Here is a 24,662-nt window from a genome sequence, read left to right as displayed (position 1 = left end):
CCGCTCACCTTTAGGACAACCGACCCGATATGAAAGAACCCGCGACTGATCTGAAACTGCGTTTTGCCGAGAGCGAGGCCGATCTGCGTGCCGCGCAGCGGTTGCGGTATCGTGTCTTTGTCGAAGAATTGGGGTCGGATGGAGAAATGGTTGATCATGAGGCTGCCCTCGAGCGCGACGCCTTTGACGAACATTACGACCATCTGATGCTGATGGACCCGAAGCGTTCCGATGACCCTTTGGAGCAATGCGTGGGCGTTTACCGTCTGTTGACCGATGAAAAGGCCAATGTGCTGGGGCGGTTCTATACCGAGGACGAATACGACCTCGCGCCGCTCAAAGCATCGGGCAAGCGTCTGCTGGAGCTTGGTCGGTCCTGTGTGGCCAAAGAGTATCGCGGCGGCACGGCGCTTTACAAGATGTGGGGCGGTCTGGCGAAATACGTGTTGGAGAACGAATTTGACGTTCTCTTCGGCGTGGCCTCCTTCCACGGCACCGATGTAGAGGCGCTGGCCGAGCCGTTGTCGTTGCTCCATCATCGCCATCTTGCAACGGATGCCCTGCGCGTGCGTGCGGTCGAGGAGCATTTCCAGTCCATGGACCTCGTGCCCGAGGATGAGATCGACCGTGCCCGCGCCATGCGTTCCGTGCCAGCGCTGATCAAGGCCTACTTGCGGATGGGTGGCACTGTGGGCGAGGGGGCTTTTGTCGATCACGCCTTCAACACGGTGGATGTCTGCCTCATTCTCGACGTGGCCAATGTCTCGGAGCGCCAGCGCGAGATGTATACCCGCGGGAAGGGCCTGTGAGCGGGGCCCTGTGGGATAGCCGCATTCCTCCGACCCGACCGAAACCGACACGGGGCGGGACGTGGCGCGCGCTGCGGCGGGGTATTCCGCTTTTCCTGATGATCGTTGTCTGTCTGATCCTGTTGCTCATAACGCGCGGGATCGAGCGACTTCTCGTCGGTGCGCGCCGCCCGTGGTCGAGTGTCTTTCCCCGTTTCGTATCGCGCAACGCTCTAAGGCTCTTGGGGCTGCGGCTGACGGTGACGGGCACCCCAATGCGCCAGCATGGCGTCGTGGTGGCGAACCATTCAAGTTGGCTCGATATTCTCGTGCTCAACGCGGAGCAAAGGGTGTTCTTTGTCTCCAAGGCGGAAGTTGCGAACTGGCCGGGGGTCGGAGCGATGGCGAAGGCGGCAGGGACCGTATTCATCACCCGCGACCGTTCGCATGCCGCTGAGCAAAAGGCGATATTCGAAAACCGCCTGAAGCTCGGGCACAAGCTGCTCTTTTTCCCTGAAGGCACATCCACGGACAGCCTGCGCGTCCTGCCGTTCAAACCAACACTCTTCGCCGCGCTCTTCGATCCCCAGTTGCGCCACGAATGTTGGGTTCAGCCCGTCACCGTGCGCTATATCGCGCCCGAGGGGCAGGATGTGCGGTTTTATGGCTGGTGGGGCGACATGGACTTCGGCGTGTCTCTTATGGACGTGCTGAAGGCCGCGCCGCAGGGACGGGTGGAGGTGACGTTCCACGACCCCATTGAGGTGGCATCGGTCAAGGATCGCAAAGAGCTCGCACGTCGTTGCGAGGTGGCGGTGCGCTCAGGCTTGCCGCCCACTCCCGTAGAGTTTGAAGGCGCTTAAGGCTCAGGCGTCCATCGCCGCGATCAGATCGCCGAGCGCCTTGGCCGCATCTTCTTCGCGCCAGATTTCGTCGCCAATGGCAAAGAAATCCGTCACGGGTGCGAGGTTGCGCACCGTTTCGGTGTCGAGCGCCCCTTCGGCCACAACGGGCACTTCGATCATCTGCGACCACCATGCAAAGAGTTCTTTCTCCGCCTGCGTCCCGTCGCCCAGATCGGTGGCTCCCGCAGGGCCAAAGGCGACGTAATCCGCGCCGATCTCGCCCGCCGTCATTCCGTCATGGCGCGAGGCGCCGCAGAAACACCCGATGATCGCGTCATCGCCAAGCGTCTTGCGCACCTTGCGGATCGAACGTGCGCCGTCAGTGAGATGCACCCCGTCAAGCCCGTGACGTTCGGCGAGGGCAACATGGGTGTCAATCACGATGGCGACATCGCGCGCGTGACAGACCTCGCGGCAGGCATCGGCGGCACGGCCCAACTCGTCCTCGTCGCGTGAGGCAAGGGCAAGGCGCACACAGGCGATCTCATGGGCGTCGAGCACCGCCGCCAGACGGTCGGGAAAGGTCTGCACGTCGATAGTGGCGGGGCTGACCAGATAGATTTGCGGCTTCTCGTGACTGTCGGACATAGCGGCTCTCCGGCTGAAGTTTCGCGTTCTATAGCGGGTTTGTTTGGCGGCGGGAAGGCTTGCCAGCGCCGCTTTGTCGCCCTATCAGGCCCCAACCCGCATTTGATGTGAAAGGCCGACCATTCATGACCGACGCTCCTGCAGCCCAAAGCCCTGTAACCGCAGGGCCGACACCTGCCTTCGTTCTCGTGCGCCCGCAGATGGGTGAGAACATCGGCGGCGCGGCGCGTGCGATGTGGAATTTCGGCCTCGACCGAATGCGCGTGGTGGCCCCGCGTGACGGCTGGCCCAATGAGAAGGCCGTGGCGATGGCCAGCGGTGCAGGGCGGCTTCTTGATGAGGCGGGGCATTTCGACAGCGTTCGCGAGGCGGTGGCCGATTGCGACTATGTCTTTGCCACCACCGCAAGGATGCGCGGAATCACCAAGCCCGTCATGAGCCCCGAACGCGCGATGGAACACGCCCGCGCAATCGTGGCGCAGGGCGGCAAGGTCGGCGTGCTTTTCGGTCCCGAACGTGCGGGGCTAGAAAATGACGATGTGGTTCTGGCCAATGCGATTATCACCGTGCCCGTGAATCCCGATTTCCCCTCGCTGAATCTCGCGCAGGCCGTTCTGCTCAATGCCTACGAGTGGCAACGTCAGACCGCCGATGTCGTGCCTGAAGTGGTCGAGATGGCCAAGACGGACTGGGCCTCCAATATCGAGGTGCAGAAGCTGGGCGATCACTACGAGGAGATGCTCGATCAGGCGGGGTTCTTCTTCCCCGAACATAAGGCCGCCAGCATGAAAGCGGTGCTGCGGAACCTGTGGAGCCGTATGCCGCTCACGCAATCGGACGTGGCGGTTTTCCACGGCATGATGCGCCAGATGAAACGCTGGAAGGATCGCAGCTAGACGCGCGCCCGTGTCGCAGGCCGCAAGGGCCGTTTGCACCAAGAAAAAGCGGCAATGCGCTTGCCCTTGTCCGAGCCGCTGCATAGGTTCTCAGGCAATCAACGACAGGGGTCTCCCATGGCGCAGAAACGCTCGATTTTCGAAGAGGTCGCAACGACCGAAAAGCAATCGACACCCGTGAGTGGCGGGTTGATCGAGAAGGGGGGCAAGGGCGCACGGCGCGGCATTCGCCTGTGGCTCATGGTGCTTTTCGCTCTGGTGATGCTGATGATTGCCGTTGGTGGTCTGACGCGGCTCACCGATTCAGGGCTTTCGATCACCGAATGGAAACCTGTCACGGGCGCGCTGCCGCCGATGTCGCATGAGGCATGGCAGACGGAGTTCGAGAAATACCAGCAAATCCCTGAATACCAGTTGCAAAACGAGGGCATGTCTCTCTCCGAATTCCAGTCGATCTACTGGTGGGAGTGGGGCCATCGCCAGTTGGGCCGTGTGATCGGTCTTGTCTGGGCGCTTGGGTTCGCGGGCTTTGCCTTGGCGCGCAAGGTGCCTGCGGGGTGGCATTCGCGCCTGCTTTTGATCGGTGCGCTTGGCGGGCTTCAGGGCGCGATTGGCTGGTGGATGGTGTCCAGCGGCCTTGAGGGCGAGATGCTTGATGTTGCCTCCTACCGCCTTGCCACGCACCTTGGTCTGGCTTTTGTGATCCTCGGTTTCATCGCGTGGTATGTCTTCCTGCTTGGTCGCACCGAGGCGGAGTTGATGCAGGCACGGCGGTCGGGCGATGCGAAGCTCTTTGGCATGTCCACGGGGATGTTGCATTTTGCCTTCCTGCAAATCCTGCTCGGCGCTCTGGTCGCGGGGATTGACGCAGGGCGCGGCTATACCGACTGGCCTTTGATGGGCGGGCAGGTGTTGCCACCCGATCCTTTCGAGCTGACACCGCTTTGGCGCAATTTCTTTGAAAACGCGGCGACCGTGCAATTCATGCATCGCATGGCGGGATACCTGCTCTTTGCTTTCGGCGTTGCCGTCTGGCTCAAGGGGCGCAAATCGGCCAACCGCACCACGGCTGGCGCGTTCAACCTGATGGGGGCGGTTCTGTTTTTGCAAGTGGTGCTGGGCATTGTCACGGTGCTCAAAGGGGCGCCTCTGGCCCTCGGTCTGGCGCACCAAGTGGGCGCGGTGGCGCTCTTCGTCTTGATCCTGCGCGCGCGGTTTATGAGCCGTTACGCGCCGCAACAATCCGTCCGAGAGGGGCTTTGATATGACTGCTTATGATGACTTGATGGCCTTTGATCGCGAGACGCAGGCGCTTGCGCAGATCGCGGGGCGGCTTGGTTGGGATCAGGAAACCGTGATGCCGCGCGGGGCGGTGGAGCAACGGGGCGAGGAGTTTGCGGCGCTGGAAAGCGTGCTGCACGCGCGTCGTGTTGATCCGCGTCTGGGCGAATGGCTCGACGCAATTGACGACACCACGTTGGACACGGTCGGGCAGGCGCAGATGCGTCACATCCGCCGCTCTTACGCCCGCAACACCAAGGTGCCCGCACGTCTGGCCGCTGAGCTGGCGAAGGTCACATCGATGGCGCAGGGCATCTGGGCCGAGGCGCGGGCCAAGGGCGACTTCGCCCATTTCGCACCGACCTTCGAAGAGGTGGTCCGTCTGCGCCGCGAGGAGGCCGCCGCACTGGCCGAGGGGACTGAGATGGACCTCTGGGACGCGCTGCATCAGGACTATGAACCTGGCTCGTCGGGTGCGGAACTCGACGCGATGTTCGGCGCGCTGCGTCCACGTCTGGTGGCGCTGCGCGACAAGATCCTCGGTGCCGACCAGCCCAAGGGTGTCAGCGGCACGTTCGACGAAGCCAAACAACTGGCACTCTCGGAGGAGGTTGCCCGCACCTTCGGTTATGATTTCTCGCAAGGACGCATCGATAAGGCGGTGCATCCCTTCTCCTCGGGCTCGGGTCAGGACGTGCGCATCACTACGCGCACAAACGAGAGCGATCCCTTCAACTGCCTCTATTCCACAATCCACGAGGTCGGCCATGCCTGCTACGAGCAAGGCATTGATGACGCTTACCTTTTGACGCCGCTTGGCGCAGGCGTGTCGATGGGTGTGCATGAGAGCCAGAGCCGTATCTACGAAAACCAGCTGGGCCGTTCGCGGGCCTTCACGGGCTATCTCTACGGGCGGATGCGCGACACCTTCGGTGATCTGGGTATCGACAGCGAGGAGGCATTCTTCGCCGCCGTGAACCGTGTCACGCCGGGCTATATCCGCACCGAAAGCGACGAGGTGCAGTATAACCTTCACGTCCTTTTGCGCTTCGATCTGGAGCGTGACATCATCGCGGGGCGGCTTGAAATTGCCGATCTTCCAGAGGCGTGGGACGCGCGGTTCGAGGCGGATTTCGGGGTCAAGGTGGACACGATTGCCAACGGCTGTTTGCAGGATGTGCATTGGCCTGTCGGGCTGTTCGGCTACTTCCCGACCTACAGTCTCGGCAATGTCTACGCGGGCTGTCTGCATCAGGCGATGCGCGGCGCGTTGCCCGATCTGGACGCTGATCTGGCCAAGGGCGAGACGGGGGCTGCGACGGGGTGGCTGCGCGAAAATCTGCAACGCCACGGCGGGCTGCGCACACCGCGCGAGACCATCGAACATGCCTGCGGATTTGCGCCCTCGGAAGTGCCGCTGCTCGATTATCTCGAAGAGAAATTCGGCGCGATCTACGGCTTCTGATCCTGCGAAAAGGCGTGTCGGCTATCCGTCGGACATTTGTCGGGCAAACGTCTGGCACGGGCAGGCGCGGTGCCGCGGTTGAAAACGGCCGCGCCAAAGCCTTGTCCTGCGTCCTGACGGGCGGCATTGTGGTGCGTGGATGACATGAGGGGGAGCAGGTGATCCTATGACCCAGACGCTGAAAATGGACAAAGCCGCGCTCGACGCATTCATGGCCCGCGAGTTTGCACAGGTGGCCGATGTGATGGATGTGGTGGCGGCGGATGCGGGCGGGGTGACGCTTCGGCTCACACCCGATGCGCGGCACCTGCGACCCGGCGGCACGGTGTCGGGGCCGTCGATGTTCATGCTGGCCGATGTGGCGGTCTACTTCGCCATCCTGTCGCGGATCGGTCCCGTGGCGCTCGCCGTGACGACGGGGGCGCATATCGACTTCATGCGCAAGCCGAGCGCAGAGACGCCGATAGAGGCGCGGGCGGAAGTGCTGAAACTGGGCAAGCGGCTGGCGGTTTGCTCGGTGGCGCTGCGCAATGCGGGTGCCGATGAGGTGCTGGCGCAGGCGCAGATGACCTACGCGATCCCGCCAGAACGGTGAGCCTCAATCGGCAAGTGCATTGGCTGCGAACCACGGCGTGATCCGCTCGCGGATAACGGGCCAGAGGGCAGGGGCACCGCGTGCGACCTTGACGCCCACACGCGTGTCGATCTGCGCCAGCGTGACCGAATAGACGCGCCACGATCCACCGTCATTGACGAGGTTGTGCAGCACAGGCTGGGCGCGGTCGATGGACTTTCCGAAGATGGCGGCGGGTGTTTCGGCCGCCTCGAACTCTTCCCAGATCGCACGCAGTGCCGCACCTTCTCCCTCGGGCAAAAGGCCGAAGAGACGGTCGGCGGCGGCCTGTTCGGCGGCATCTTGGGCGGCGAGGGCTTCAGGCGTCACATGGCCGTGGATCGGATGGTCGCCCGCGTCCACTTCCACAATGTCGTGCAGCAGGAGCATGGAGATCACCCGCGCGATATCCACATTCTTTTCAGCAAGCGGGGCGAAGGTCAGCGCCCAGAGTGCGACGTGCCAGCTATGCTCGCCGGAGTTTTCGGGGCGCGATCCGTCCATGATCGGCGTGGCGCGCAGAACGGTTTTCAGGCGGTCGGCCTCGCACCAGAAATCGAAACGCGCCTGCATCACGGGATCGGTGGCGCGACCCTCGAAGCTGGCCAGCGTGAACTCGAAAAGCGCGGGCAGGTTCGGGGCGATGCGCGAGGCGCGACCCTGTCGCAGATTTGCCTCCACGATGGCGCGTTCCTCGTCGAGTTGCTCGGGCGCACCGATGGATTGCAGCGCGGGGGTGAGGAAGTCGATGGATTTGGCATAGAGCGCCGTGGGGCTGTCCATCGCCTCGAAGGCCTCCCAAGTGCTGCGAAGGCGCGTTCCGATCTCGGCAGGCAGGAGGCCGAAGAGCCTGTCGGCGGCGGCATCTTCCAAGGCGCGGACGGAGGCAGGATCGTGGGAGATATGGATCGGATGGTCGCCCGCGTCGATCTCGACAAGATCATGGACAATGAGCATCTCGATCGCGCGGGCAATATCCACATCCGCGCCCGCCAACGGGGCATAGATCAATGCGGCCAGCGCGGCGTGCCAGCTATGTTCGGCGGAGTTCTCGAACCGTGTGCGGTCCATGAGCTGATTGGCGCGCAGCACGGATTTGAGCGCATCGGCCTCGATCAGGAAGCTCAGGCAGTGTTCAATGTCGGGAGCCGTGAGATTGGCGGTCATGACGTCGGGGGTCGCAAGGTCGGATTGGCTCATTAGGGTGCTTTCAATGTGACCCGCATAGGAGCCTCAATATTGGATGTCATCGTCCTCGGAGGGCGGCGGCGCGGAGGCCTCCAGTCCCAACTTGGCCTCTTTCACACGATTGGCGAGATAATCGGAGGCGCGTTTGACCGAGAGGCGCACGCGCACGGCCGTCAGGAAGGCTTCCTGCGTCGTCACAGAGGAGGCGCCGATCACGCGGGCCACGTCCTGAATCAACTCCTCATCCTCGATCACGTCGAGCGCGTCGATGGTGTCTTGGGCGATTTTGTCGGCGAGGTCTTCCATGATCCCCATGGGGTCGGTCTCCGTCTTCGATATCGTCGTCTTTGGTGTTGTGGTGCTGCGGCGCGGGTGCGCCGATCAGCAGGATTTTACGATCTGTCCGAGGGGCGCTTAGCGCGTGTTCTCGGTCAGGCGGCGGCGCACGTAGGTGTCCACGCTGTTGATCATGGTATCCATATGCGGATCTTCAAAGAAGTGTCCCGCGCCCTCGACTTCCTCGTGGGTGATGGTGATGCCCTTTTGCTCGTGGAGCTTGTTCACCAGCCCTTGGGTGTCCTTGGGCGGGGCAACGCGGTCGGCGGTGCCGTTGATGATCAGGCCACTCGACGGGCAGGGGGCGAGGAAGGAGAAGTCATACATGTTCGCAGGCGGGCTGACCGAGATGAAGCCCGTGATCTCGGGGCGACGCATCAGCAGTTGCATCCCGATCCATGCGCCGAACGAGAACCCCGCGACCCAGCAATGTTTGGCATTGGGGTTGAGCGATTGCAGGTAGTCGAGCGCGGAGGCGGCATCAGACAGTTCGCCCACACCTTGGTCGTATTCACCTTGCGAGCGGCCCACACCACGGAAGTTGAAGCGCAGCACGGTGAAGCCCATGTTGTGGAAGGCATAGTGCAGGTTGTAGACCACACGGTTGTTCATCGTGCCGCCGAATTGCGGGTGGGGGTGCAAAATGATGGCGATTGGTGCGTCTTTGGCGGCTTGCGGGTGGTATCGGCCTTCCAGGCGGCCTTCGGGGCCGGGAAAAATAACTTCGGGCATGTCGTCCCTGTCTCCTCATCTCGCATCGGCCCCGTTCGTCGCATCCGCATGAGGCGGGGCGGTCGGGTTGGGGCCTTAGGGGCGCGTCGACGCATTTCCCCTTGCAGCATTCTTTTTGCACTCGCACATGCGGGCGCGCCGCTTTATAATTGACGGAATTGCTCGGATTACTTAGAAGCATTCTAAATTACCCGAACACATGCCACATGTGAGTGGTATGGAGGTAAGGCCGCGCGCCGCCTACGTCAATGTATTTGCGCGGTTTTGCGTGTTAAATTGACTGCTTTGGCGGGGCTTTGGAAAGGATAGGGCAATGAAGCTATCTACGAAGGGACGCTATGCGATGGTCGCACTGGCCGATCTGGCGCTTCTGAAGGCGGGCCAATTGCTGTCGCTGGCGGAGATTTCCAAGCGTCAGGACATCTCGCTGCCCTATCTCGAACAGCTCTTTGTGAAATTGCGCCGTGCTGAACTGGTTACATCCGTGCGTGGACCAGGTGGCGGCTACAAGCTGGCGCGCCCTGCGTCCGAGATCCGCGTCTCCGATATCATGGAGGCGGTGGACGAGACCGTTTCGGCTATGCACACGGGCGCGGGCGCTTCAGGCGGTGTGTCGGGCAGTCGCGCGCAGTCGATGACCAACCGTCTGTGGGAAGGGCTTTCGGCGCATGTCTATGTCTTCCTCCATCAGACGCGGCTTTCGGATGTGATCGAGAACGAGTTGCGCCCCTGTCCTGCGGTGCCGCATCTGTTCGAGGTGGTAGACGAGTCACCTGCACCAGACACGGCCGCCACTGACGCCTGACGATTTCGACGACGATAACAACGACCTGCGGGTCATGAGCAAAGGAGCCCGCGTGCCCAAATCGCGCATATATCTCGACCACAACGCCACCGCGCCGCTGACGGCTGCGGCGCGTGAGGCGATGATTGCGGCGATGGATGTGGTGGGCAACCCGTCGAGCGTCCATGCCGAGGGGCGTGCGGCCAAGGGGTTGATCGAGGCCGCGCGGGCGCAGGTGGCGGAAGCTTTCGGTGCGAGCGGGGCGGATATCGTCTTTACCTCTGGCGCGACGGAGGCGGCGGGCCTTGCGATGGCGGGGCGGGAATTGCACTGCGCGGGGATCGAACACGAGGCGGTGACGGCGTGGGGCGTGGCTGATCTGCCTGTCGATGCCAAGGGTCGTGTGACGGTGGGCGATCCCGCGACAAGTGCACTGCAACTGGCCAATTCCGAGACGGGCGTGGTGCAAGACCTGCCGCAAGGGTTGGCGCTGTGCGATGCAACGCAGGGTTTTGGCAAGATCCCCGTGGCCTTCAACTGGCTTGGCTGCGATATGGCGATGATCTCTGCGCATAAGATCGGCGGTCCCAAAGGGATCGGCGCGCTGGTGCTCAAGCAGGGGTTTGATGTGGCGGCGACGATCAAGGGCGGCGGTCAGGAAATGGGACGCCGTTCGGGCACGGAAAACGTGATCGGTATCGCGGGGTTTGGTGCAGCCGCCGAGCGGGCGGCGCAGATGCTTGCGGACGGGGTTTGGGAACGCGTAGCGGAAATGCGCGATTATCTCGAAGCGCGCCTTGAGGCGGAGACAACTGGCCCCATCTGTGTAGGGAAGGGTGCGGACAAGCGCCTGCCGAACGTGGCCAGTATCGTCACCGAAGGCTGGAAGGGCGAGACGCAGGTGATGCAGATGGACCTCGCGGGCTTTGCGGTCAGTGCGGGATCGGCCTGTTCAAGCGGCAAGGTCAAGGCGTCCAAGGTTCTGGTCGCTATGGGATATACGGACGAGCAAGCGGCCTGCGCGATGCGGGTCTCCCTTGGTCCCGAGACGACGATGGAAGAGATTGAGCGGTTTGCCGATGCATGGCTGGCCGCCTACGCCCGCAAAATGCGCGCGGCGTGAGACAGAATAGAAAACCGCGCGGGCAACACGCGCGAAACGCACACGAAGGAGGCATCCATGGTGGATGACATTCAGGTCAAAGAAGGTGTTGAAGAGGAGACCGTCGAGGCGGTCAAATCTCTGGCAGGCACGTATAAATACGGCTGGGACACCGATATCGAAATGGAATACGCCCCCAAAGGGCTGACCGAGGATATCGTGCGTCTGATCTCGGCCAAGAACGAAGAACCCGAATGGATGACCGAATGGCGCCTTGAAGCCTATCGCCGTTGGCTCACCCTTGAGGAACCCGATTGGGCGATGATCGACTATCCCGAAATCGATTTTCAGGACCAGTATTACTATGCCCGTCCCAAGTCGATGATCGAAAAGCCGAAGTCGCTCGACGACGTCGATCCCAAGCTGTTGGAAACTTACAAGAAACTCGGCATTCCTCTAAAGGAACAGATGATCCTTGCGGGCGTCGAAGGGGCCGAGGAAATCGACCCGAATGCAGAGCGTCAGGTGGCCGTGGACGCGGTGTTTGACTCCGTGTCTGTCGGCACGACCTTCCAAGCGGAACTCAAGAAGGCCGGTGTGATCTTCTGCTCCATCTCGGAGGCCATTCGCGAGCATCCCGAGTTGGTCAAGAAATACCTCGGCTCGGTCGTTCCTGTCTCCGACAACTACTACGCAACGCTCAATTCGGCGGTCTTTTCCGACGGGTCTTTCGTCTACGTGCCGCCGGGTGTGCGCTGCCCGATGGAACTGTCCACCTATTTCCGCATCAACGCGGAGAACACGGGCCAGTTCGAGCGCACGCTGATCATCTGTGACAAGGAGGCCTATGTCTCCTACCTTGAGGGCTGCACCGCGCCGCAACGCGACATCGCACAGCTTCACGCGGCGGTGGTCGAGATCGTCATCATGGACGACGCGGAGGTGAAATATTCCACCGTTCAGAACTGGTTCCCCGGTGACGAGAACGGCAAGGGCGGCATCTACAACTTCGTGACCAAGCGCGCCGATTGCCGTGGTGATCGGGCCAAGGTGATGTGGACGCAGGTGGAAACGGGCTCCTCGGTGACGTGGAAATACCCGTCATGCATCCTGCGCGGGGATGAGAGCCAAGGCGAGTTCTACTCGATTGCCATCACCAACAACTACCAGCAGGCCGACACGGGCACGAAGATGATCCATCTGGGCAAGAACACCCGCTCGCGGATCGTGTCCAAGGGTATCTCGGCGGGCAAGGCGCAGAACACCTACCGCGGTCAGGTCTCCATGCACCCGAAGGCGAAGAACTCGCGTAACTTTACCCAGTGTGACAGCTTGCTCATTGGCTCCGATTGCGGAGCGCATACCGTGCCTTACATCGAGGTGAAGAACAATTCGTCCCGCGTCGAGCATGAGGCCACCACGTCGAAGGTGGACGAGGATCAACTCTTCTACTGCCGCCAGCGCGGCATGGACGAGGAGGAGGCCACGGCGCTTGTCGTCAACGGCTTCTGTAAGGACGTGTTGCAGGCGCTGCCGATGGAGTTTGCCATGGAAGCGCAGCAGCTTGTCGCGATCTCCCTTGAAGGCTCGGTGGGTTAACCGATGAGTGGTTTCTGGCGCAGCGCACAATTCAGGCACGCTTGGGTGTCCTCGCTTCTGGCGGGGGTGCTCTTTCCGTTCCTGTTCGCGCTGTTGCCTGACGAGGAGGCGGGCGGCGCGAGCTATCTGATGCGCGTCAACGAGGGCTTTATGAGCAAGGCGCTCACCTTCGCCGCGATCTATTTCGTCGTGCAGCTTTTCTTCGCGCGGGTTCTCTTTCGCCGTGTGCAGAAGCAGGCCGCAAGCCCGACTGTAGAAGGACAGGATCAATGATCACCACGACCACCCCCTCAATCGAAGGGCGCACCATCACGGGCTATAAGGGCATCGTGACGGGCGAGGCCATCATGGGCGCCAATGTCGTGCGCGACATCTTTGCGGGGATCACCGATATCATCGGCGGCCGTTCGGGTGCCTATGAGCAGAAGCTCGGGGAAGGGCGCGAAACCGCCCTGCGCGAGATGGAGCAACGCGCCGCGCAAATGGGTGCGGATGCGGTGGTGGGTGTCGATCTCGACTACGAGGTGATCAACAACATGCTGATGGTGTCCGCCTCGGGCACTGCCGTGACGCTGGGCTAGGCCACGCGACAGATGACTATGGGTGCCGCGATAGCGCGGTGCGATGACAGGAGACAGACGATCATGACCCCCGACCAAATCCCCGCCGCTGCACTCGGCACTATGGGAGTCGCTGTTGGCGTCTTCCTCGGCGCGCTTATCGGCCTGTCGGTGGCCGCCAAGCGGGGGCAGACGAGTTTCCTGTATCGAAACAGTGTTTACGCTACGGCATTTCTGGCCTCGATGATGGCATGGTTCATCGCCATTATGCTTAAGGGAATCCTCGGTTAACAATCTGTAATCATGACGTTTTTCGATCCACATATGGCCGTGACGCCGACGCCCGATATTTGCCATATTCGGGGTGTATTCCTGTGGGTAAGCAACAGGGTTAAGGATGTGCAATCCGCGCCCTTGGTTGCGACGCATAGCACATTGTCACACGCCTGGATCGGGAGCCTCGACCATGACGAGCAACCCCTTTGTCGGACCATCAGAGCACCGCAACGCGGCGCGCAACCGGTATTTGTCGGAGATGCTCGAACGCCACGACGAGCTGATCGGACGCATGTCGGAGGCCTACGATCCCGTGGCGCGGCTGACGCCCTACCTGTCGGTGTTTCTGGCGATTGCGCTCGGGATGCTGGCGGTGTTCCTGTCGCAATTCATACTATTCCTGATCGCGCCCACGCCGATCGACAGCTTCGGCGCGGATGTGTCGCTGATCGTCGACTTCTCCTTTGCCATCGCGGTGGCCTTCCTGCTGCGCGAGGCGCTGTCGCTCTCGGCGGTCAAGCGGATGGGTACGCAATTCGCGGGGATCGCATTGGCGCTGGTCACTATGCACAACGTGGTCCACGCCTATCCCGTGCCCTTCGAACGGCTGTTTTCGCCCGAATGGGTTGCCCATGTGCAGGACACGACCGATCCGCATTCCTTTTACTTCCGTGGCGAGAGCTATCCGATCTGACTTCGTGCACAGCCTGTGCGCGTGATTTCCCTGTCGCATTGGAAACAATGGGCACAGCAGCGCCAGATCCGTGCCCAACTTCGGTCGGATTTTCCCGCGACTCTCACCTGACAAGAGGATCATTGATCCGACAGGTGGAAGGAAGAGCCCATGCAGATGGCGCAAAAACAGGAATTTCACGACCGTATCAAGCGCGTGGAGCGCGGCGGGCCGAATACCTTCGGCACGGTCTATTGCGGTGTGCAGGATGTGGATACGCCCAAGAACAAGAAGGTCAAAGGCGTGACGGTCGCCGCGGTGGAGGTCGATCCCGACAGCGCCCCGCGTCTGATGCGTGGCGGATTGCTCAAAGGGCTGATGCAGGTCGCGGCTTGCGGCCTGTGCATCGTCCTCTATGTGGCCTACGTCGGGGTCTGATCCCGAACGCAGTCGCGCAGACCAAAACAGGGGCGGCGGCCACGGCCAGCCTCCCCACTCAAATCATGCCCCGCCCGCATCCGCTGGCGGTGGCCCCGATCGACACGGGCGCACAGCACGGCTGGCCCATGTCCAAAACCCATCAGAAAACTCCCACGCACATGCACCTCGTCGCGGATCACCGCGCACGGGGTCTCTCGATGTTGAAAGGCTAAACCATGTTGGAAATCAAAAACCTGCACGTCAAACTTGAAGAAGAGGATAAACAAATCCTCAAAGGGGTCGACCTCTCTGTCGGCGCGGGCGAAGTCCACGCCATCATGGGGCCGAACGGGTCGGGCAAATCGACGACCTCTTATGTCCTTTCTGGCCGTGACGGCTACGAAGTGACCGAGGGTTCGGCAACGCTTGAGGGCGAAGACCTGCTCGACATGGAGCCGGAAGAGCGCGCTGCAGCGGGTGTCTTCCTCGCGTTCCAATACCCCGTGGAAATTCCGGGTGTCGGCAACATGACCTTCCTGCGCACCGCCGTGAACGCACAACGCAAGGCACGCGGCGAGGAGGAGCTGTCGGCAGGTGAATTCCTCAAGGAAATCCGCGCCAAGGCCAAAGAGCTGAAAATCGACGCCGATATGCTCAAGCGCCCTGTGAACGTGGGCTTCTCGGGCGGTGAGAAAAAGCGCAACGAGATCCTGCAAATGGCGATGCTGGAGCCGAAGATGTGCATCCTCGACGAGACGGATTCGGGTCTCGACGTGGACGCGATGAAACTGGTGGCTGAAGGTGTAAACGCCCTGCGCGACGGGAAGCGGTCCTTCCTCGTGATTACCCACTACCAGCGTCTGCTCGACTACATCAAACCTGATGTCGTTCACATCATGGCCGATGGCCGCATCATCAAGACGGGTGGCCCCGAACTGGCGCTTGAAGTTGAGCACAACGGTTACGAAGACCTGCTCAAAGACGTGGGAGTTGAGGCGTAATGAAACGGGCCGATGCATTGCAACGAAAACTCGACGCCACGGCCGCACGTGTCGCGGCGATGACGCTGCCTGACGGGGCGGCATGGGCGCGGGCTGCGCGCGAGGATGCGCGGGCGCGACTGGCCGCCAGCGGTCTGCCGCAGGGACGCGACGAATACTGGCGCTGGACCCGTCCCGACAGCCTTACGGCGGTGGATGCGCCCGAAGCAGAGGTGTTCCGCTCTGATGACGCGCCTGTGTTCGAGGGGATCGACCGTCTTGAGATCGTCTTTGTCGATGGTGCGTTCGACGCGGCGCGTTCGGACGACCTGTCTGGCGAAAACATTGAAATCACGCGGCTTTCCGAGGCGCTTTCCGCCGATATCCATTGGGCAAAAGACCTTTACGGCGTGCTGGAGACAAAGGCACAAGACCCCGTGCCGCGTCCCCTTGCCACGCTTAACACCGCTTATGCGACCGATGGCGTGGTGATCCGTGCAACGGGCAAGGTGAGCCGTCCCGTGAACATCACCTACCTGCACGAGATGACGACTTCGGATGCGATCCTGCACCATGTGGTCAAGCTGGATGCGGGCGCGGAGATGACGCTTCTGGAAAACGGTCCAGCGGCGGCGCGGTTCAACAAGGTGATGGAAGTGGAGGTGGCCGATGGCGCATCCTTCCACCATATCCGCACCCAAGGGCGCGACCACGAACGCCGCGCGGTGACGCATATCTTTGCCACCGTGGGTGAGGAAAGCCTGTTCAAGAGCTTCACCATGACCGCCAATGGCGTCCTGACGCGCAACGAGGTGTTTATCGAGATCACGGGCGACAATGCCTCCGCGCATGTTGCGGGTGCGGCCATGGGTGATGGCGATTTCCATCACGACGACACGGTGTTCATCACCCATGACGCCGAGAACTGCGAAAGCCGTCAGGTGTTCAAGAAGGTGCTGCGCAACGGGGCCGAGGGCGTGTTCCAAGGTAAGATCCTCGTTAAGGAAGGCGCGCAGAAGACCGATGGCTACCAGATCAGTCAGGGGCTCTTGCTCGACGGTGACAGCCAATTCCTCGCCAAGCCCGAGTTGGAAATCTACGCCGATGACGTGGCCTGTTCGCACGGCTCCACGGTGGGCGCGATTGACGACACGGCTCTGTTCTACCTGCGTTCGCGCGGGGTGCCTGCGGCGCAGGCGACGAACCTGCTGACGCTGGCGTTTCTGGCCGAAGCGGTCGAAGAGATCGAGGACGAGGCCATTTCCGAGGCTATCGTCACGCGTCTTGAGGCGTGGCTTGCACGGCGGGCGGGCTAGGGCGTGGGCGTCGTCTCCGACATCCTGCGCAGCTATCGACAACCGCGCGCCGTGGTCCGTCATCGCGTCGGCAAGACGCAGGACGAGGCGCGCGCGTTGATCACGCTTGTGCTGGCCTGTGGCCTGATCTTTGTGGCGCAATGGCCGCGCCTGTCGCGCATTGCCTTCGAGACGGGGCAGGAGGTGCAGATGTTGATCGGCGGGGCTTTGCTCGGCTGGATGTTCATCGCGCCTCTGGCCTTTTACGTTCTGGCCGCGCTTGTCGCGCTCGTGTTGCGCGTGGCCAGCCGCGAGGTCACGGGCTACGCGGTGCGGGTTGCGACATTCTGGGCCTTGCTCGCCGCCGCACCCCTGTGGCTTCTGGCGGGGCTTGCGGGCGGGTTGGTCGGACCGAGTGCGGCCACATCCCTCACAGGCGCGATTGCCCTGATTGCCTTTGTGGTGATCTGGGGCGCGGGCCTTACCGAGGTTGCTTTTGCGAAGGACACCGAGACTGATGTATGACGTTCAGAAAATCCGCGCCGATTTCCCGATCCTTGCGCGGGAGGTGAACGGCAAGCCGCTGACCTATCTCGACAACGGGGCTTCGGCGCAAAAGCCGCAGGTCGTGATTGACGCGATCACCAATGCCTACAGCCACGAATATTCCAATGTTCACCGTGGCTTGCACTATCTCTCCAATCTTGCGACCGAGAAATACGAGGGCGTGCGCGATACGATAAAGCGCTTCCTTAATGCCGCCTCGGAGAGTGAGATCGTCTTCACCTCTGGCACCACCGAGGGGATCAACCTCGTGGCCTACGCTTGGGCGATGGAGCAATTGCAGGCGGGTGACGAGATATTGCTCACCACGTTGGAGCATCACGCCAATATCGTGCCGTGGCATTTCCTGCGCGAGCGGATGGGTGTGGTGATCAAATGGGTTGATTGTGCGCCTGACGGCAGCCTTGATGCGCAGGCGGTGATTGACGCCATGGGGCCGAAGACCAAACTGGTCGCGGTCACGCAGATGTCGAATGTCACGGGCACGCGGGTCGATGTGAAAACGATCTGCGCGGCGGCACGCGAGCGCGGGATTGCCTCGCTGGTGGACGGCTCGCAAGGCTCGGTTCACGGGCCTGTCGATGTGCAGGATCTGGGCTGCGATTTCTACCCGATCACGGGTCACAAGCTCTACGGCCCCACGGGGTCGGGTGCGATATATATCCGCGCCGAGCGTCAGGCGGAGATGCGCCCCTTCATGGGCGGCGGCGATATGATTGACGTGGTGACGCGCGAGAGCGTGACCTACAACAAGCCCCCGATGAAGTTCGAGGCGGGCACGCCTGGTATTGTGCAGACCATCGGTTTTGGTGTGGCGCTGGAGTATCTGATGGGAATCGGCATGGAGCGCATCGCCGCCCATGAGCGCGATCTGGCGGGGTATGCCGCGGCACGGCTGCAAAACCTCAACTGGCTCTCGGTTCAGGGAACGGCCGAGGAGAAGGGCGCGATTTTCTCCTTCACCATGGACGGGGCCCACGCTCATGACCTCTCGACGGTGTTGGACAAGAGAGGCGTTGCGGTCCGCGCGGGTCATCACTGCGCCCAACCGTTGATGCAGTATTTCGGTGTCACGGCCACCTGTCGCGCCTCCTTCGGGATGTATAACACCCGCGAAGAGGTTGACACGCTGGTCGATGCGCTGGAACTTTGCCACGAGTTTTTCGCCTGACGCGACCGCGCGTCTGCCCGTCTCAAGGAGTCAATCCATGTCTATGATCCGTCGTCTCTCCGCCGCCGCTGCGCTTGCCTTTGTCGCCAGCCATGCCGCGGCTGATATCCAGCCGCAATCGGGTCTTTGGAGCGGCGCCCTGCATGTGGTGGGGGAGCGGGGTTGCCCCACGGAAATTCGTCAGGGGCTGAGTGATACCTTTTCGCAAGGCGGCTACGAGAACGAGCAGATCACCTTCCCCGATCCATTCGGCCCCGAAGCCATCGCGGGGGATTTCAAATGGACGCGGACGGGGGAGAACGTCTGGACCGCGTCCGACAAGCAGACTCAGAAAACCCCCGTGGGTCGCGTCAAACTTGCTTTTACCCATACGCTCACCGTTTTGTCGGAGACGCAGATGGATCAGCGGTCGACCATTGAAATGACCCTGCCGAAAAAGCTCGCCAACATGCTCGGCGTTGGTGGGCCTTGTGTCGTGGACAGTCGCGTGGATCACACCCGCGTGGGCGGGTAGGGGCTGCGGAAAGGTCATCGCGAAACTGGGTGCAAAACCGATTGCACCGCGCGGGGCCATTCACTATAGAACTCCCCACGTGCACCCATAGCTCAGCTGGATAGAGCGCTGCCCTCCGAAGGCAGAGGCCGTAGGTTCGAATCCTACTGGGTGCACCAACTCTCTTTTCGACCATTGTGAATTGCCTGTTTCGCGGCTCTGCGGGATCGCAGGTGCCTGAAAACCAGAAAGCCGCCCGATTGGGGCGGCTCTTCTTTGGTGTGGTTGTTGTCGTGGCGACGCGGGTGCGCCGCCGTGGTCAACGGGAGTGGATCAACCGCGCCATGAGCGGACGGGGCCGCAGTCCATGTGAACGAAGTTGGAACCGTGATAGGTGCCGACACCGCCAGCGGAACAGGCTTGCGCGGCTTGGGCCATCTGGCTGACCGAGCGCGATTTGAGACGCAGATCGGCGGCCTGTGCTTTCATGTGAAGCGAATTCTTGGCTACTCCGCGCGAACGGGAGCGCAGCATTGCGTTGGTTGCGGGGGAGCGATAGCCCGACAGAAGCATGTACGGCTCGTCGATATCCATCAGGTTATGGGCAGCGGCCATGATGTCCACCGTGCGCGCGTCCACCGATTTAACTTCGGAGTTGCGCCAGTCGCGCATGAAGTAGGTGACTTCCTTCAGGGCGTCCTGAATGTATTTGCCTTCGATCCAGTAGATCGTGTCGATGCTTTCGCCGGTTCGACCCGAATACATCTTGATCCTGCGGATGTCGCCTGCGCCACGCAGGAACCCTGCGGCATTGGCATATACTGGCGCTGCTGAAACTGCTGCTGCTGCAAATCCGCGCAAAATCATGCGGCGCGAAATATCGCTAGACCCGTTCTTCGTCATATCTCAAAGCGTCCCGTCGCTTACCTAGCCCGCCTCACGCGGTGTGTTCTAATGCACCGCTTCACGCGGTTTTAGCATCGTTTTCTTCGGGATGACGTGTTCCGTGTCGTGGGCATTTTCGCCCGTCGCGGACATCCCTGTTCCCTACTGCGATCCAACAACCATGATGTCTCGTTAACCAACCATATTCTCAGCAGATGGCGGCTTTATGGCACAAAGCGATTCTCTGTCCAAGCGTTCCGTGGGTACACGCCTGATTTCGCGTCGAAATCGGCGGGATTTTGCGCATTTTGCAGGCAAGTGCGTCTGAACTGGCCCTGTTGCGGGGATGTAACAGTGCCCATTTCACGGGCAGAGCGTGGGCGGGGCAAGCTAGAGAGGGGCGATTTCGGGTGAAACTGTGTTTTTGTCGTCACTGCACGCGATTGTGCGGCTTTTAACCGATGGGCGGTCTTCCCGCATGGGGCAGGCGTCAGCTAGGTTGGGGGCTAAACGCTCTAACACCGCACAATTTCCAGAGGTATCACCATGATGCGTTCCACAGTTCTACGGACCCCGATTGCTCAATCGGTCGCCCGCCTGTTCATCACGATGTCGGTGGTTCTGTCGCTTGCCGTGACAGTTCTTCCTTCCGCTGCCTCCGCGCAGCAGGTCACAGCGATGATGCAGTCGATTGCCGAAGCTGCCGCGAAGTCCAAAGACCTCTCGGAATTCTATCGCACGACAGGCTACAAGCCGCTCTTCGTCGATAACTCGAGCCGCGCCCGTGCGCGACGCACCGCATTGCTGCGTGCGCTCAACGATGCGCCCGAACACGGGTTGGCGCCTTATGACACATCGCTTCTGGAGGCCAATCTGCGCGGTATCAAATCCGAGCGCGATCTGGGCCGTGCCGAAGTGCAGATGGCTCAGATGTTCCTCGACTACGCCCGCGACATCCAGACGGGGCAGTTGATCCCCTCGCGCGTCGATAACGGCATCGTCCGTCAGGTGCCTTACCGCGATGCGCAATCGCTTCTGAACAATTTCGCCAAGTCGAACCCTGCGGGCTACCTGCGCAAGCTGATCCCGTCCTCGCCCGAATATGCGCGGCTTCTCAAGGAAAAGACCAAACTTGAAACGCTGCTCGCCAAGGGTGGCTGGGGTCCGAAGGTTCCAGGTAGCAAATATGAGCCTGGTCAGGGCGGAAACGGCGTGATTGCGCTGCGTAACCGTTTGATAGCCATGGGCTATCTCAAGCGCACCGCGAGCGCCACCTATGACGCCAACATGCAAAAGGCCGTGCAGCTGTTCCAGCTTCGCCACGGTCTGGCGGCCGATGGTGTTGCGGGTGCGGGCACGCTCAAAGAGATCAACAAGGAACCCGCCGAACGGCTGGCCTCCGTGATTGTCGCTCTTGAGCGCGAACGCTGGACCAACATGCCGCGCGGCAAGCGCCATATCTGGGTCAACCTCACCGACTTCACTGCGAAGATCATCGACAACGACCGTGTGACCTTCCAGACCCGTTCGGTGGTGGGCAAAAACCAGAGTGACCGTCGCAGCCCTGAATTCTCCGACGTTATGGAGCATATGGTAATCAATCCCACGTGGCATGTGCCGCGCTCCATCACGGTTAAGGAATACCTGCCGATGATGCAGAAGAACCCGAATGCTGCGGGCCATCTTCGTCTTGTTGATAGCCGAGGCCGCACCGTGCCGCGTTCGGCAGTGGACTTCGCCAGCTACACCGCGCGGACCTTCCCCTTCGCGATGAAGCAGCCGCCCTCGCGCAGCAACTCGTTGGGTCTGGTGAAATTCATGTTCCCCAACAAATACAACATTTACCTGCACGACACGCCCGCCAAGTCGCTGTTTGGCCGTGAATCGCGTGCCTTCAGCCACGGGTGCATTCGCCTTCAGCAGCCGTTTGAATTCGCCTACGAACTCTTGTCGAAACAGACGAGCGATCCGAAGGGTTTCTTCCATGCACGGCTGAACACGGGCACCGAGACCACTGTGCCGCTTGAAACGCAGGTTCCTGTGCATATCGTCTACCGCACGGCGGTGGCACTGCCCAAAGGCGGGATGGAATATCGCCGCGATGTCTATGGTCGCGATGCGAAGATCTGGCGTGCCTTGCAAGACAAGGGCGTGCAGCTGCGCGCGGTCAGCGGCTAAGCCGCGAGACACAAGGTCATCAAGATGTGCGGGCGTCCCGAATGCGGGGCGCCCGTTTTCGTTTCGATGCGCCGGATCGGGGGCAAGTCTTTCCAAGCGCCGCCAAAGTCCTTATGTCGGAGGCTACTGACATTTTGAGGCCGCCATGACCCGTATCACCATTTCCGAACTCGCCGCCGCCCTTGGGGCTCCTTTCGTGGGCAACGGGGCGCTAACGGTGGCGCGCGCTTGCGAGCCACAGGACGCGGGCAAGGACGATCTTGCGCTTGCCATGGACCCGCGCTTTGCCGATGCGATTGCCGCAGGCGAGGCCCGCGCGGCGGTGCTTTGGGCGGATGCTGATGCGCAGGCGCTCGGGCTGGATGCGGCGATCCTTGTGGGGCGCGGGCGTTTGGCCATGGCGGGGATCACCGCCGCTTTCGACAAGGGCTTGGGGCTTGAGGACGGTATCCATCCCTCCGCCGTGATCCATCCAACGGCGCAGGTTGGTGCCAATGCCACCATAGGTCCGCTTGTGGTGATCGGCGCGGGCGCGCAGATCGGCGCGAACGCACGTATCGCGGCGCAGGTCTCCGTTGGCGCGGGCGTGCGGATCGGTGATGATGCTTTGATCCACGCAGGTGCGAAGATCGGGGCGCGGGCGCAGATCGGTCATCGTATCATCATCCAGCCAGGTGCCGTGATCGGCGCGGACGGGTTTTCCTTTGTCACGGTGGAGAAGAGCCACGTCGAGGAGGCGCGCGAAAGCCTCGGTGCCTCCGTGGCCGCCGAAGGGCAGGCATGGCAGCGCATTGCCTCTATCGGCGGTGTTGAGATCGGCGATGATGTGGAGATCGGCGCGAATGTGACGATTGACCAAGGCACCATCCGCGCAACGCGCATCGGGTCGGGCAGCAAGCTCGATAATCAGGTGCATATCGGACACAACGTGGTTGTTGGTAAGCATTGCCTGCTGTGCGGTCAGGTCGGGATCGCGGGCTCGACGGTTCTGGGCGATTACGTCGTCATGGGCGGTCAGGCGGGTGCGGCGGACAACCTTACCATCGGTTCGGGTGCCATTATCGGCGCGGGGACGGGGGTTCTGTCCAATGTTCCCAAGGGGCGCTCGATGATGGGGTATCCTGCGGTCGCGATGCAGACACATGTGGAGATGTATAAATCCCTGCGCCGCCTTCCGCGTATTCTGGCCAAACTCAAGGGCGGATCAGACAAGGAATAGGTCGCACGATTCCGACGTGACTTTGCGTCGTGATACCAATGTGTCACAAAAACCTGTTTCAACCACGCGGAAGACAGACTAAATCAGGTAAAGTTTATGCATTCGGAGGCAGATATGGCGGATGATGTAAAAAGCAAGATCATCGGGATTCTGGCGGAACAGGCCGTTCTGGAGCCAGCGGATGTTTCCATGGATCAATCCCTTGAGGATCTCGGGATCGACAGTCTGGGGTTGGTGGAAAGCATTTTCGCCATCGAGGAAGAGTTCGACATTTCCATTCCCTTCAACGCCAATGAGCCCGAACAATCCGAGTTCGACATTTCCTCGGTCTCGGCCATCGTGGCGGCGGTTGAGCAACTGATCAAAGACCAATCCGCATGAAGAGGGTTGTGATAACAGGCGCGGGCACGGTCAACGCGCTCGGGCTTGATGTGGCGTCCACGCTGGAGGGGTTCCGCGAGGGGCGGTGCGGGATCACCGATCTCGATTTCCGCGATGTCGAACGTCTGGCGATCCGTATCGGTGGACAGATCCATGACTGGAACGCTGAAGGGCGTTTCAACCGTCAGCAGATGGCGCTTTACGACCGTTTCACGCAATTTACGCTGGTGGCTGCGCGCGAGGCGATTGCGCAGTCGGGGCTGGAGTTCGTCGGTGATCTGGCAGCGACTTCGGGTGTCATTCTTGGCACCTCTGGCGGCGGGTTGACGACGCAGGACGACAATTACCGCATGGTCTACGAAGAGGGCAAAAACCGCGTCCATCCCTTTGTCGTGCCCAAGCTGATGAACAATGCGGGCTGCTCCCATGTGAGCATGGAATACAATCTCAAAGGCCCGTCCTTTACGGTTGCGACGGCCTGCGCTTCCTCCAATCACGCTATGGGTCAGGCTTTCAACATGATCCGTTGCGGCATGTCCACGGCGATGGTCACGGGCGGTTCGGAGTCGATGCTCTGCTTTGGTGGTGTGAAGGCGTGGGAAGGGCTGCGTGTGATGTCGAAAGACGCCTGTCGTCCGTTCTCGCTCAACCGCAACGGCATGGTGCAGGGCGAAGGTGCGGCGATCTTTGTCTTCGAGGAATACGAACACGCTAAGAAACGCGGTGCTGAAATTCTGGCCGAGGTGATCGGTTTTGCCATGACCTCGGACGCCGCCGATATCGTCATGCCGTCCAAACAGGGCGCGGCGCGGGCGATTGCGGGAGCCTTGGATGATGCGCGGATCGACGCGGGTGAGGTGGGCTATATCAACGCCCACGGCACGGGAACGGCCGCCAATGACAAGACCGAATGTGCCGCCGTGGCCGATGCGCTTGGCCATCACGCCGATGACATCATGATCTCCTCCACCAAGTCGATGCACGGGCATCTAATTGGTGGCACGGGCGCGGTTGAGCTTCTGGCCTGTATCATGGCACTGAAAGATGGTGTCATCGCTCCCACGATCAACTACGAAGAGCCCGACCCCGAATGCGCGCTGGACGTGGTGCCCAACGAGGCGCGGGAGGCAAAGGTCGATGTGGCGCTGTCCAATGCCTTTGCCTTTGGCGGGCTGAACGCGGTTCTGGCGCTGCGCAAGGCGGCGTGATCGGCGCATTTATCCGCGCATTGCTTTGAGACAGCATCAAGTTGAAACGAAAAACGCCGCCCTGATGAGGGGCGGCGTTTTG

28 protein-coding genes and 1 tRNA gene are annotated in these 24,662 nt (G+C 61.3%); 24 read left to right on the top strand and 5 right to left on the bottom strand.

Annotated elements, in window-relative coordinates; genetic code table 11:
* Positions 1 to 29: 29 nt before the first annotated feature.
* Positions 30 to 809 (top strand): GNAT family N-acetyltransferase, encoded by a 780-nt coding sequence (locus ACN0SC_RS06730; RefSeq protein ID WP_417248890.1) that lies wholly within the window; start codon positions 30 to 32, stop codon positions 807 to 809.
* Entirely contained in the window at positions 806 to 1,651 is an 846-nt protein-coding gene (locus tag ACN0SC_RS06725) for a lysophospholipid acyltransferase family protein (protein WP_417248889.1), read from the top strand. The genes ACN0SC_RS06730 and ACN0SC_RS06725 overlap by 4 nt, the downstream gene beginning before the upstream one ends.
* A 3-nt stretch (positions 1,652 to 1,654) precedes the next feature.
* Here the strand turns inward: ACN0SC_RS06725 and ACN0SC_RS06720 are convergent, their stop codons facing one another.
* Positions 1,655 to 2,281 (bottom strand): thiamine phosphate synthase, encoded by a 627-nt coding sequence (locus tag ACN0SC_RS06720; RefSeq protein ID WP_417248888.1) that lies wholly within the window; start codon positions 2,279 to 2,281, stop codon positions 1,655 to 1,657.
* A gap of 125 nt (positions 2,282 to 2,406) precedes the next feature.
* Between ACN0SC_RS06720 and ACN0SC_RS06715 the strand changes: the two genes are divergently transcribed.
* The 4 genes from ACN0SC_RS06715 (at position 2,407) to ACN0SC_RS06700 (ending at position 6,518) form a co-directional block, all read left to right on the top strand.
* Positions 2,407 to 3,177, top strand: coding sequence for an RNA methyltransferase (locus ACN0SC_RS06715; RefSeq protein ID WP_417248887.1), 771 nt, complete (start codon positions 2,407 to 2,409; stop codon positions 3,175 to 3,177).
* A gap of 117 nt (positions 3,178 to 3,294) precedes the next feature.
* Complete coding sequence (gene ctaA, locus ACN0SC_RS06710) at positions 3,295 to 4,440, top strand: heme A synthase (protein ID WP_417248886.1); 1,146 nt, start codon at positions 3,295 to 3,297, stop codon at positions 4,438 to 4,440.
* Position 4,441: 1 nt separating this feature from the next.
* Positions 4,442 to 5,923 carry a carboxypeptidase M32 gene (locus tag ACN0SC_RS06705; RefSeq protein ID WP_417248885.1) on the top strand — a complete coding sequence of 494 codons (1,482 nt, stop codon included), beginning with the start codon at positions 4,442 to 4,444 and terminating at the stop codon, positions 5,921 to 5,923.
* 166 nt (positions 5,924 to 6,089) lie between these two features.
* Positions 6,090 to 6,518, top strand: a complete 429-nt coding sequence (locus ACN0SC_RS06700; RefSeq protein WP_417248884.1) for a PaaI family thioesterase — start codon at positions 6,090 to 6,092, stop codon at positions 6,516 to 6,518.
* 3 nt (positions 6,519 to 6,521) lie between these two features.
* Here the strand turns inward: ACN0SC_RS06700 and ACN0SC_RS06695 are convergent, their stop codons facing one another.
* From ACN0SC_RS06695 to ACN0SC_RS06685, 3 genes are all read right to left on the bottom strand, one after another.
* Positions 6,522 to 7,736, bottom strand: coding sequence for an HD domain-containing protein (locus tag ACN0SC_RS06695; RefSeq protein WP_417248883.1), 1,215 nt, complete (start codon positions 7,734 to 7,736; stop codon positions 6,522 to 6,524).
* Positions 7,737 to 7,769: 33 nt separating this feature from the next.
* Entirely contained in the window at positions 7,770 to 8,039 is a 270-nt protein-coding gene (locus ACN0SC_RS06690; RefSeq protein WP_417248882.1) for a hypothetical protein, read from the bottom strand.
* Positions 8,040 to 8,138: 99 nt separating this feature from the next.
* The gene (locus tag ACN0SC_RS06685) at positions 8,139 to 8,792 is read right to left on the bottom strand and encodes an alpha/beta hydrolase (RefSeq protein ID WP_417248881.1); all 654 of its coding nucleotides are present in this window, start codon (positions 8,790 to 8,792) and stop codon (positions 8,139 to 8,141) included.
* A 313-nt stretch (positions 8,793 to 9,105) separates the two neighbouring features.
* On the opposite strand from ACN0SC_RS06685, the gene ACN0SC_RS06680 reads away from it, so the two are divergent.
* The 14 genes from ACN0SC_RS06680 (at position 9,106) to ACN0SC_RS06615 (ending at position 18,888) form a co-directional block, all read left to right on the top strand.
* Positions 9,106 to 9,597: an Rrf2 family transcriptional regulator gene (locus tag ACN0SC_RS06680; protein ID WP_417248880.1), complete on the top strand. Its 492-nt coding sequence runs from the start codon at positions 9,106 to 9,108 to the stop codon at positions 9,595 to 9,597.
* 34 nt (positions 9,598 to 9,631) lie between these two features.
* A complete protein-coding gene (locus ACN0SC_RS06675; protein ID WP_417248879.1) occupies positions 9,632 to 10,699 on the top strand; it encodes a cysteine desulfurase family protein in 1,068 nt (355 codons plus the stop codon).
* A 57-nt stretch (positions 10,700 to 10,756) separates the two neighbouring features.
* The gene (sufB, locus tag ACN0SC_RS06670) at positions 10,757 to 12,277 is read left to right on the top strand and encodes a Fe-S cluster assembly protein SufB (RefSeq protein ID WP_417248878.1); all 1,521 of its coding nucleotides are present in this window, start codon (positions 10,757 to 10,759) and stop codon (positions 12,275 to 12,277) included.
* Positions 12,278 to 12,280: 3 nt separating this feature from the next.
* Positions 12,281 to 12,550 carry a hypothetical protein gene (locus ACN0SC_RS06665; protein ID WP_417248877.1) on the top strand — a complete coding sequence of 90 codons (270 nt, stop codon included), beginning with the start codon at positions 12,281 to 12,283 and terminating at the stop codon, positions 12,548 to 12,550.
* Complete coding sequence (locus ACN0SC_RS06660; protein ID WP_417248876.1) at positions 12,547 to 12,858, top strand: heavy metal-binding domain-containing protein; 312 nt, start codon at positions 12,547 to 12,549, stop codon at positions 12,856 to 12,858. Before ACN0SC_RS06665 ends, ACN0SC_RS06660 begins: the two co-directional genes overlap by 4 nt.
* Before the next feature lie 63 nt (positions 12,859 to 12,921).
* Positions 12,922 to 13,128 carry a hypothetical protein gene (locus ACN0SC_RS06655; protein ID WP_417248875.1) on the top strand — a complete coding sequence of 69 codons (207 nt, stop codon included), beginning with the start codon at positions 12,922 to 12,924 and terminating at the stop codon, positions 13,126 to 13,128.
* Positions 13,129 to 13,303: 175 nt separating this feature from the next.
* Positions 13,304 to 13,807, top strand: coding sequence for a hypothetical protein (locus ACN0SC_RS06650; RefSeq protein WP_417248874.1), 504 nt, complete (start codon positions 13,304 to 13,306; stop codon positions 13,805 to 13,807).
* A gap of 150 nt (positions 13,808 to 13,957) precedes the next feature.
* The gene (locus ACN0SC_RS06645) at positions 13,958 to 14,224 is read left to right on the top strand and encodes a hypothetical protein (protein WP_417248873.1); all 267 of its coding nucleotides are present in this window, start codon (positions 13,958 to 13,960) and stop codon (positions 14,222 to 14,224) included.
* Positions 14,225 to 14,442: 218 nt separating this feature from the next.
* Complete coding sequence (sufC, locus tag ACN0SC_RS06640) at positions 14,443 to 15,207, top strand: Fe-S cluster assembly ATPase SufC (protein ID WP_417248872.1); 765 nt, start codon at positions 14,443 to 14,445, stop codon at positions 15,205 to 15,207.
* A complete protein-coding gene (gene sufD / locus ACN0SC_RS06635; protein ID WP_417248871.1) occupies positions 15,207 to 16,502 on the top strand; it encodes a Fe-S cluster assembly protein SufD in 1,296 nt (431 codons plus the stop codon). The genes sufC and sufD overlap by 1 nt, the downstream gene beginning before the upstream one ends.
* A 3-nt stretch (positions 16,503 to 16,505) precedes the next feature.
* Entirely contained in the window at positions 16,506 to 17,006 is a 501-nt protein-coding gene (locus ACN0SC_RS06630; RefSeq protein ID WP_417248870.1) for a YIP1 family protein, read from the top strand.
* Positions 16,999 to 18,216, top strand: a complete 1,218-nt coding sequence (locus tag ACN0SC_RS06625; protein WP_417248869.1) for a cysteine desulfurase — start codon at positions 16,999 to 17,001, stop codon at positions 18,214 to 18,216. Before ACN0SC_RS06630 ends, ACN0SC_RS06625 begins: the two co-directional genes overlap by 8 nt.
* Before the next feature lie 37 nt (positions 18,217 to 18,253).
* Positions 18,254 to 18,730, top strand: a complete 477-nt coding sequence (locus ACN0SC_RS06620) for a hypothetical protein (protein ID WP_417248868.1) — start codon at positions 18,254 to 18,256, stop codon at positions 18,728 to 18,730.
* Between the two features lie 81 nt (positions 18,731 to 18,811).
* Positions 18,812 to 18,888 (top strand) — tRNA-Arg (locus ACN0SC_RS06615).
* Positions 18,889 to 19,042: 154 nt separating this feature from the next.
* Here ACN0SC_RS06615 and ACN0SC_RS06610 read toward each other — a convergent pair.
* On the bottom strand, positions 19,043 to 19,612 hold the full coding sequence (locus tag ACN0SC_RS06610; protein WP_417248867.1) for a YcbK family protein: 570 nt from the start codon (positions 19,610 to 19,612) through the stop codon (positions 19,043 to 19,045).
* Positions 19,613 to 20,203: 591 nt separating this feature from the next.
* On the opposite strand from ACN0SC_RS06610, the gene ACN0SC_RS06605 reads away from it, so the two are divergent.
* The 4 genes from ACN0SC_RS06605 to ACN0SC_RS06590 all read left to right on the top strand — a co-directional run bounded on the left by ACN0SC_RS06605 (position 20,204) and on the right by ACN0SC_RS06590 (position 24,580).
* Complete coding sequence (locus tag ACN0SC_RS06605; protein ID WP_417248959.1) at positions 20,204 to 21,772, top strand: L,D-transpeptidase family protein; 1,569 nt, start codon at positions 20,204 to 20,206, stop codon at positions 21,770 to 21,772.
* Between the two features lie 145 nt (positions 21,773 to 21,917).
* Positions 21,918 to 22,991, top strand: coding sequence for a UDP-3-O-(3-hydroxymyristoyl)glucosamine N-acyltransferase (gene lpxD, locus ACN0SC_RS06600; RefSeq protein WP_417248866.1), 1,074 nt, complete (start codon positions 21,918 to 21,920; stop codon positions 22,989 to 22,991).
* A gap of 114 nt (positions 22,992 to 23,105) precedes the next feature.
* A complete protein-coding gene (locus tag ACN0SC_RS06595) occupies positions 23,106 to 23,372 on the top strand; it encodes an acyl carrier protein (protein ID WP_417248865.1) in 267 nt (88 codons plus the stop codon).
* Complete coding sequence (locus ACN0SC_RS06590) at positions 23,369 to 24,580, top strand: beta-ketoacyl-[acyl-carrier-protein] synthase family protein (RefSeq protein WP_417248864.1); 1,212 nt, start codon at positions 23,369 to 23,371, stop codon at positions 24,578 to 24,580. The genes ACN0SC_RS06595 and ACN0SC_RS06590 overlap by 4 nt, the downstream gene beginning before the upstream one ends.
* Positions 24,581 to 24,662: the final 82 nt, after the last annotated feature.

The sequence above is a fragment of the Celeribacter sp. genome (assembly GCF_048261515.1).
Lineage (GTDB): Bacteria > Pseudomonadota > Alphaproteobacteria > Rhodobacterales > Rhodobacteraceae > Celeribacter.
Note: the sequence above shows the minus strand (reverse complement) of the source record. Positions and strands in the feature narration are given on the sequence as shown.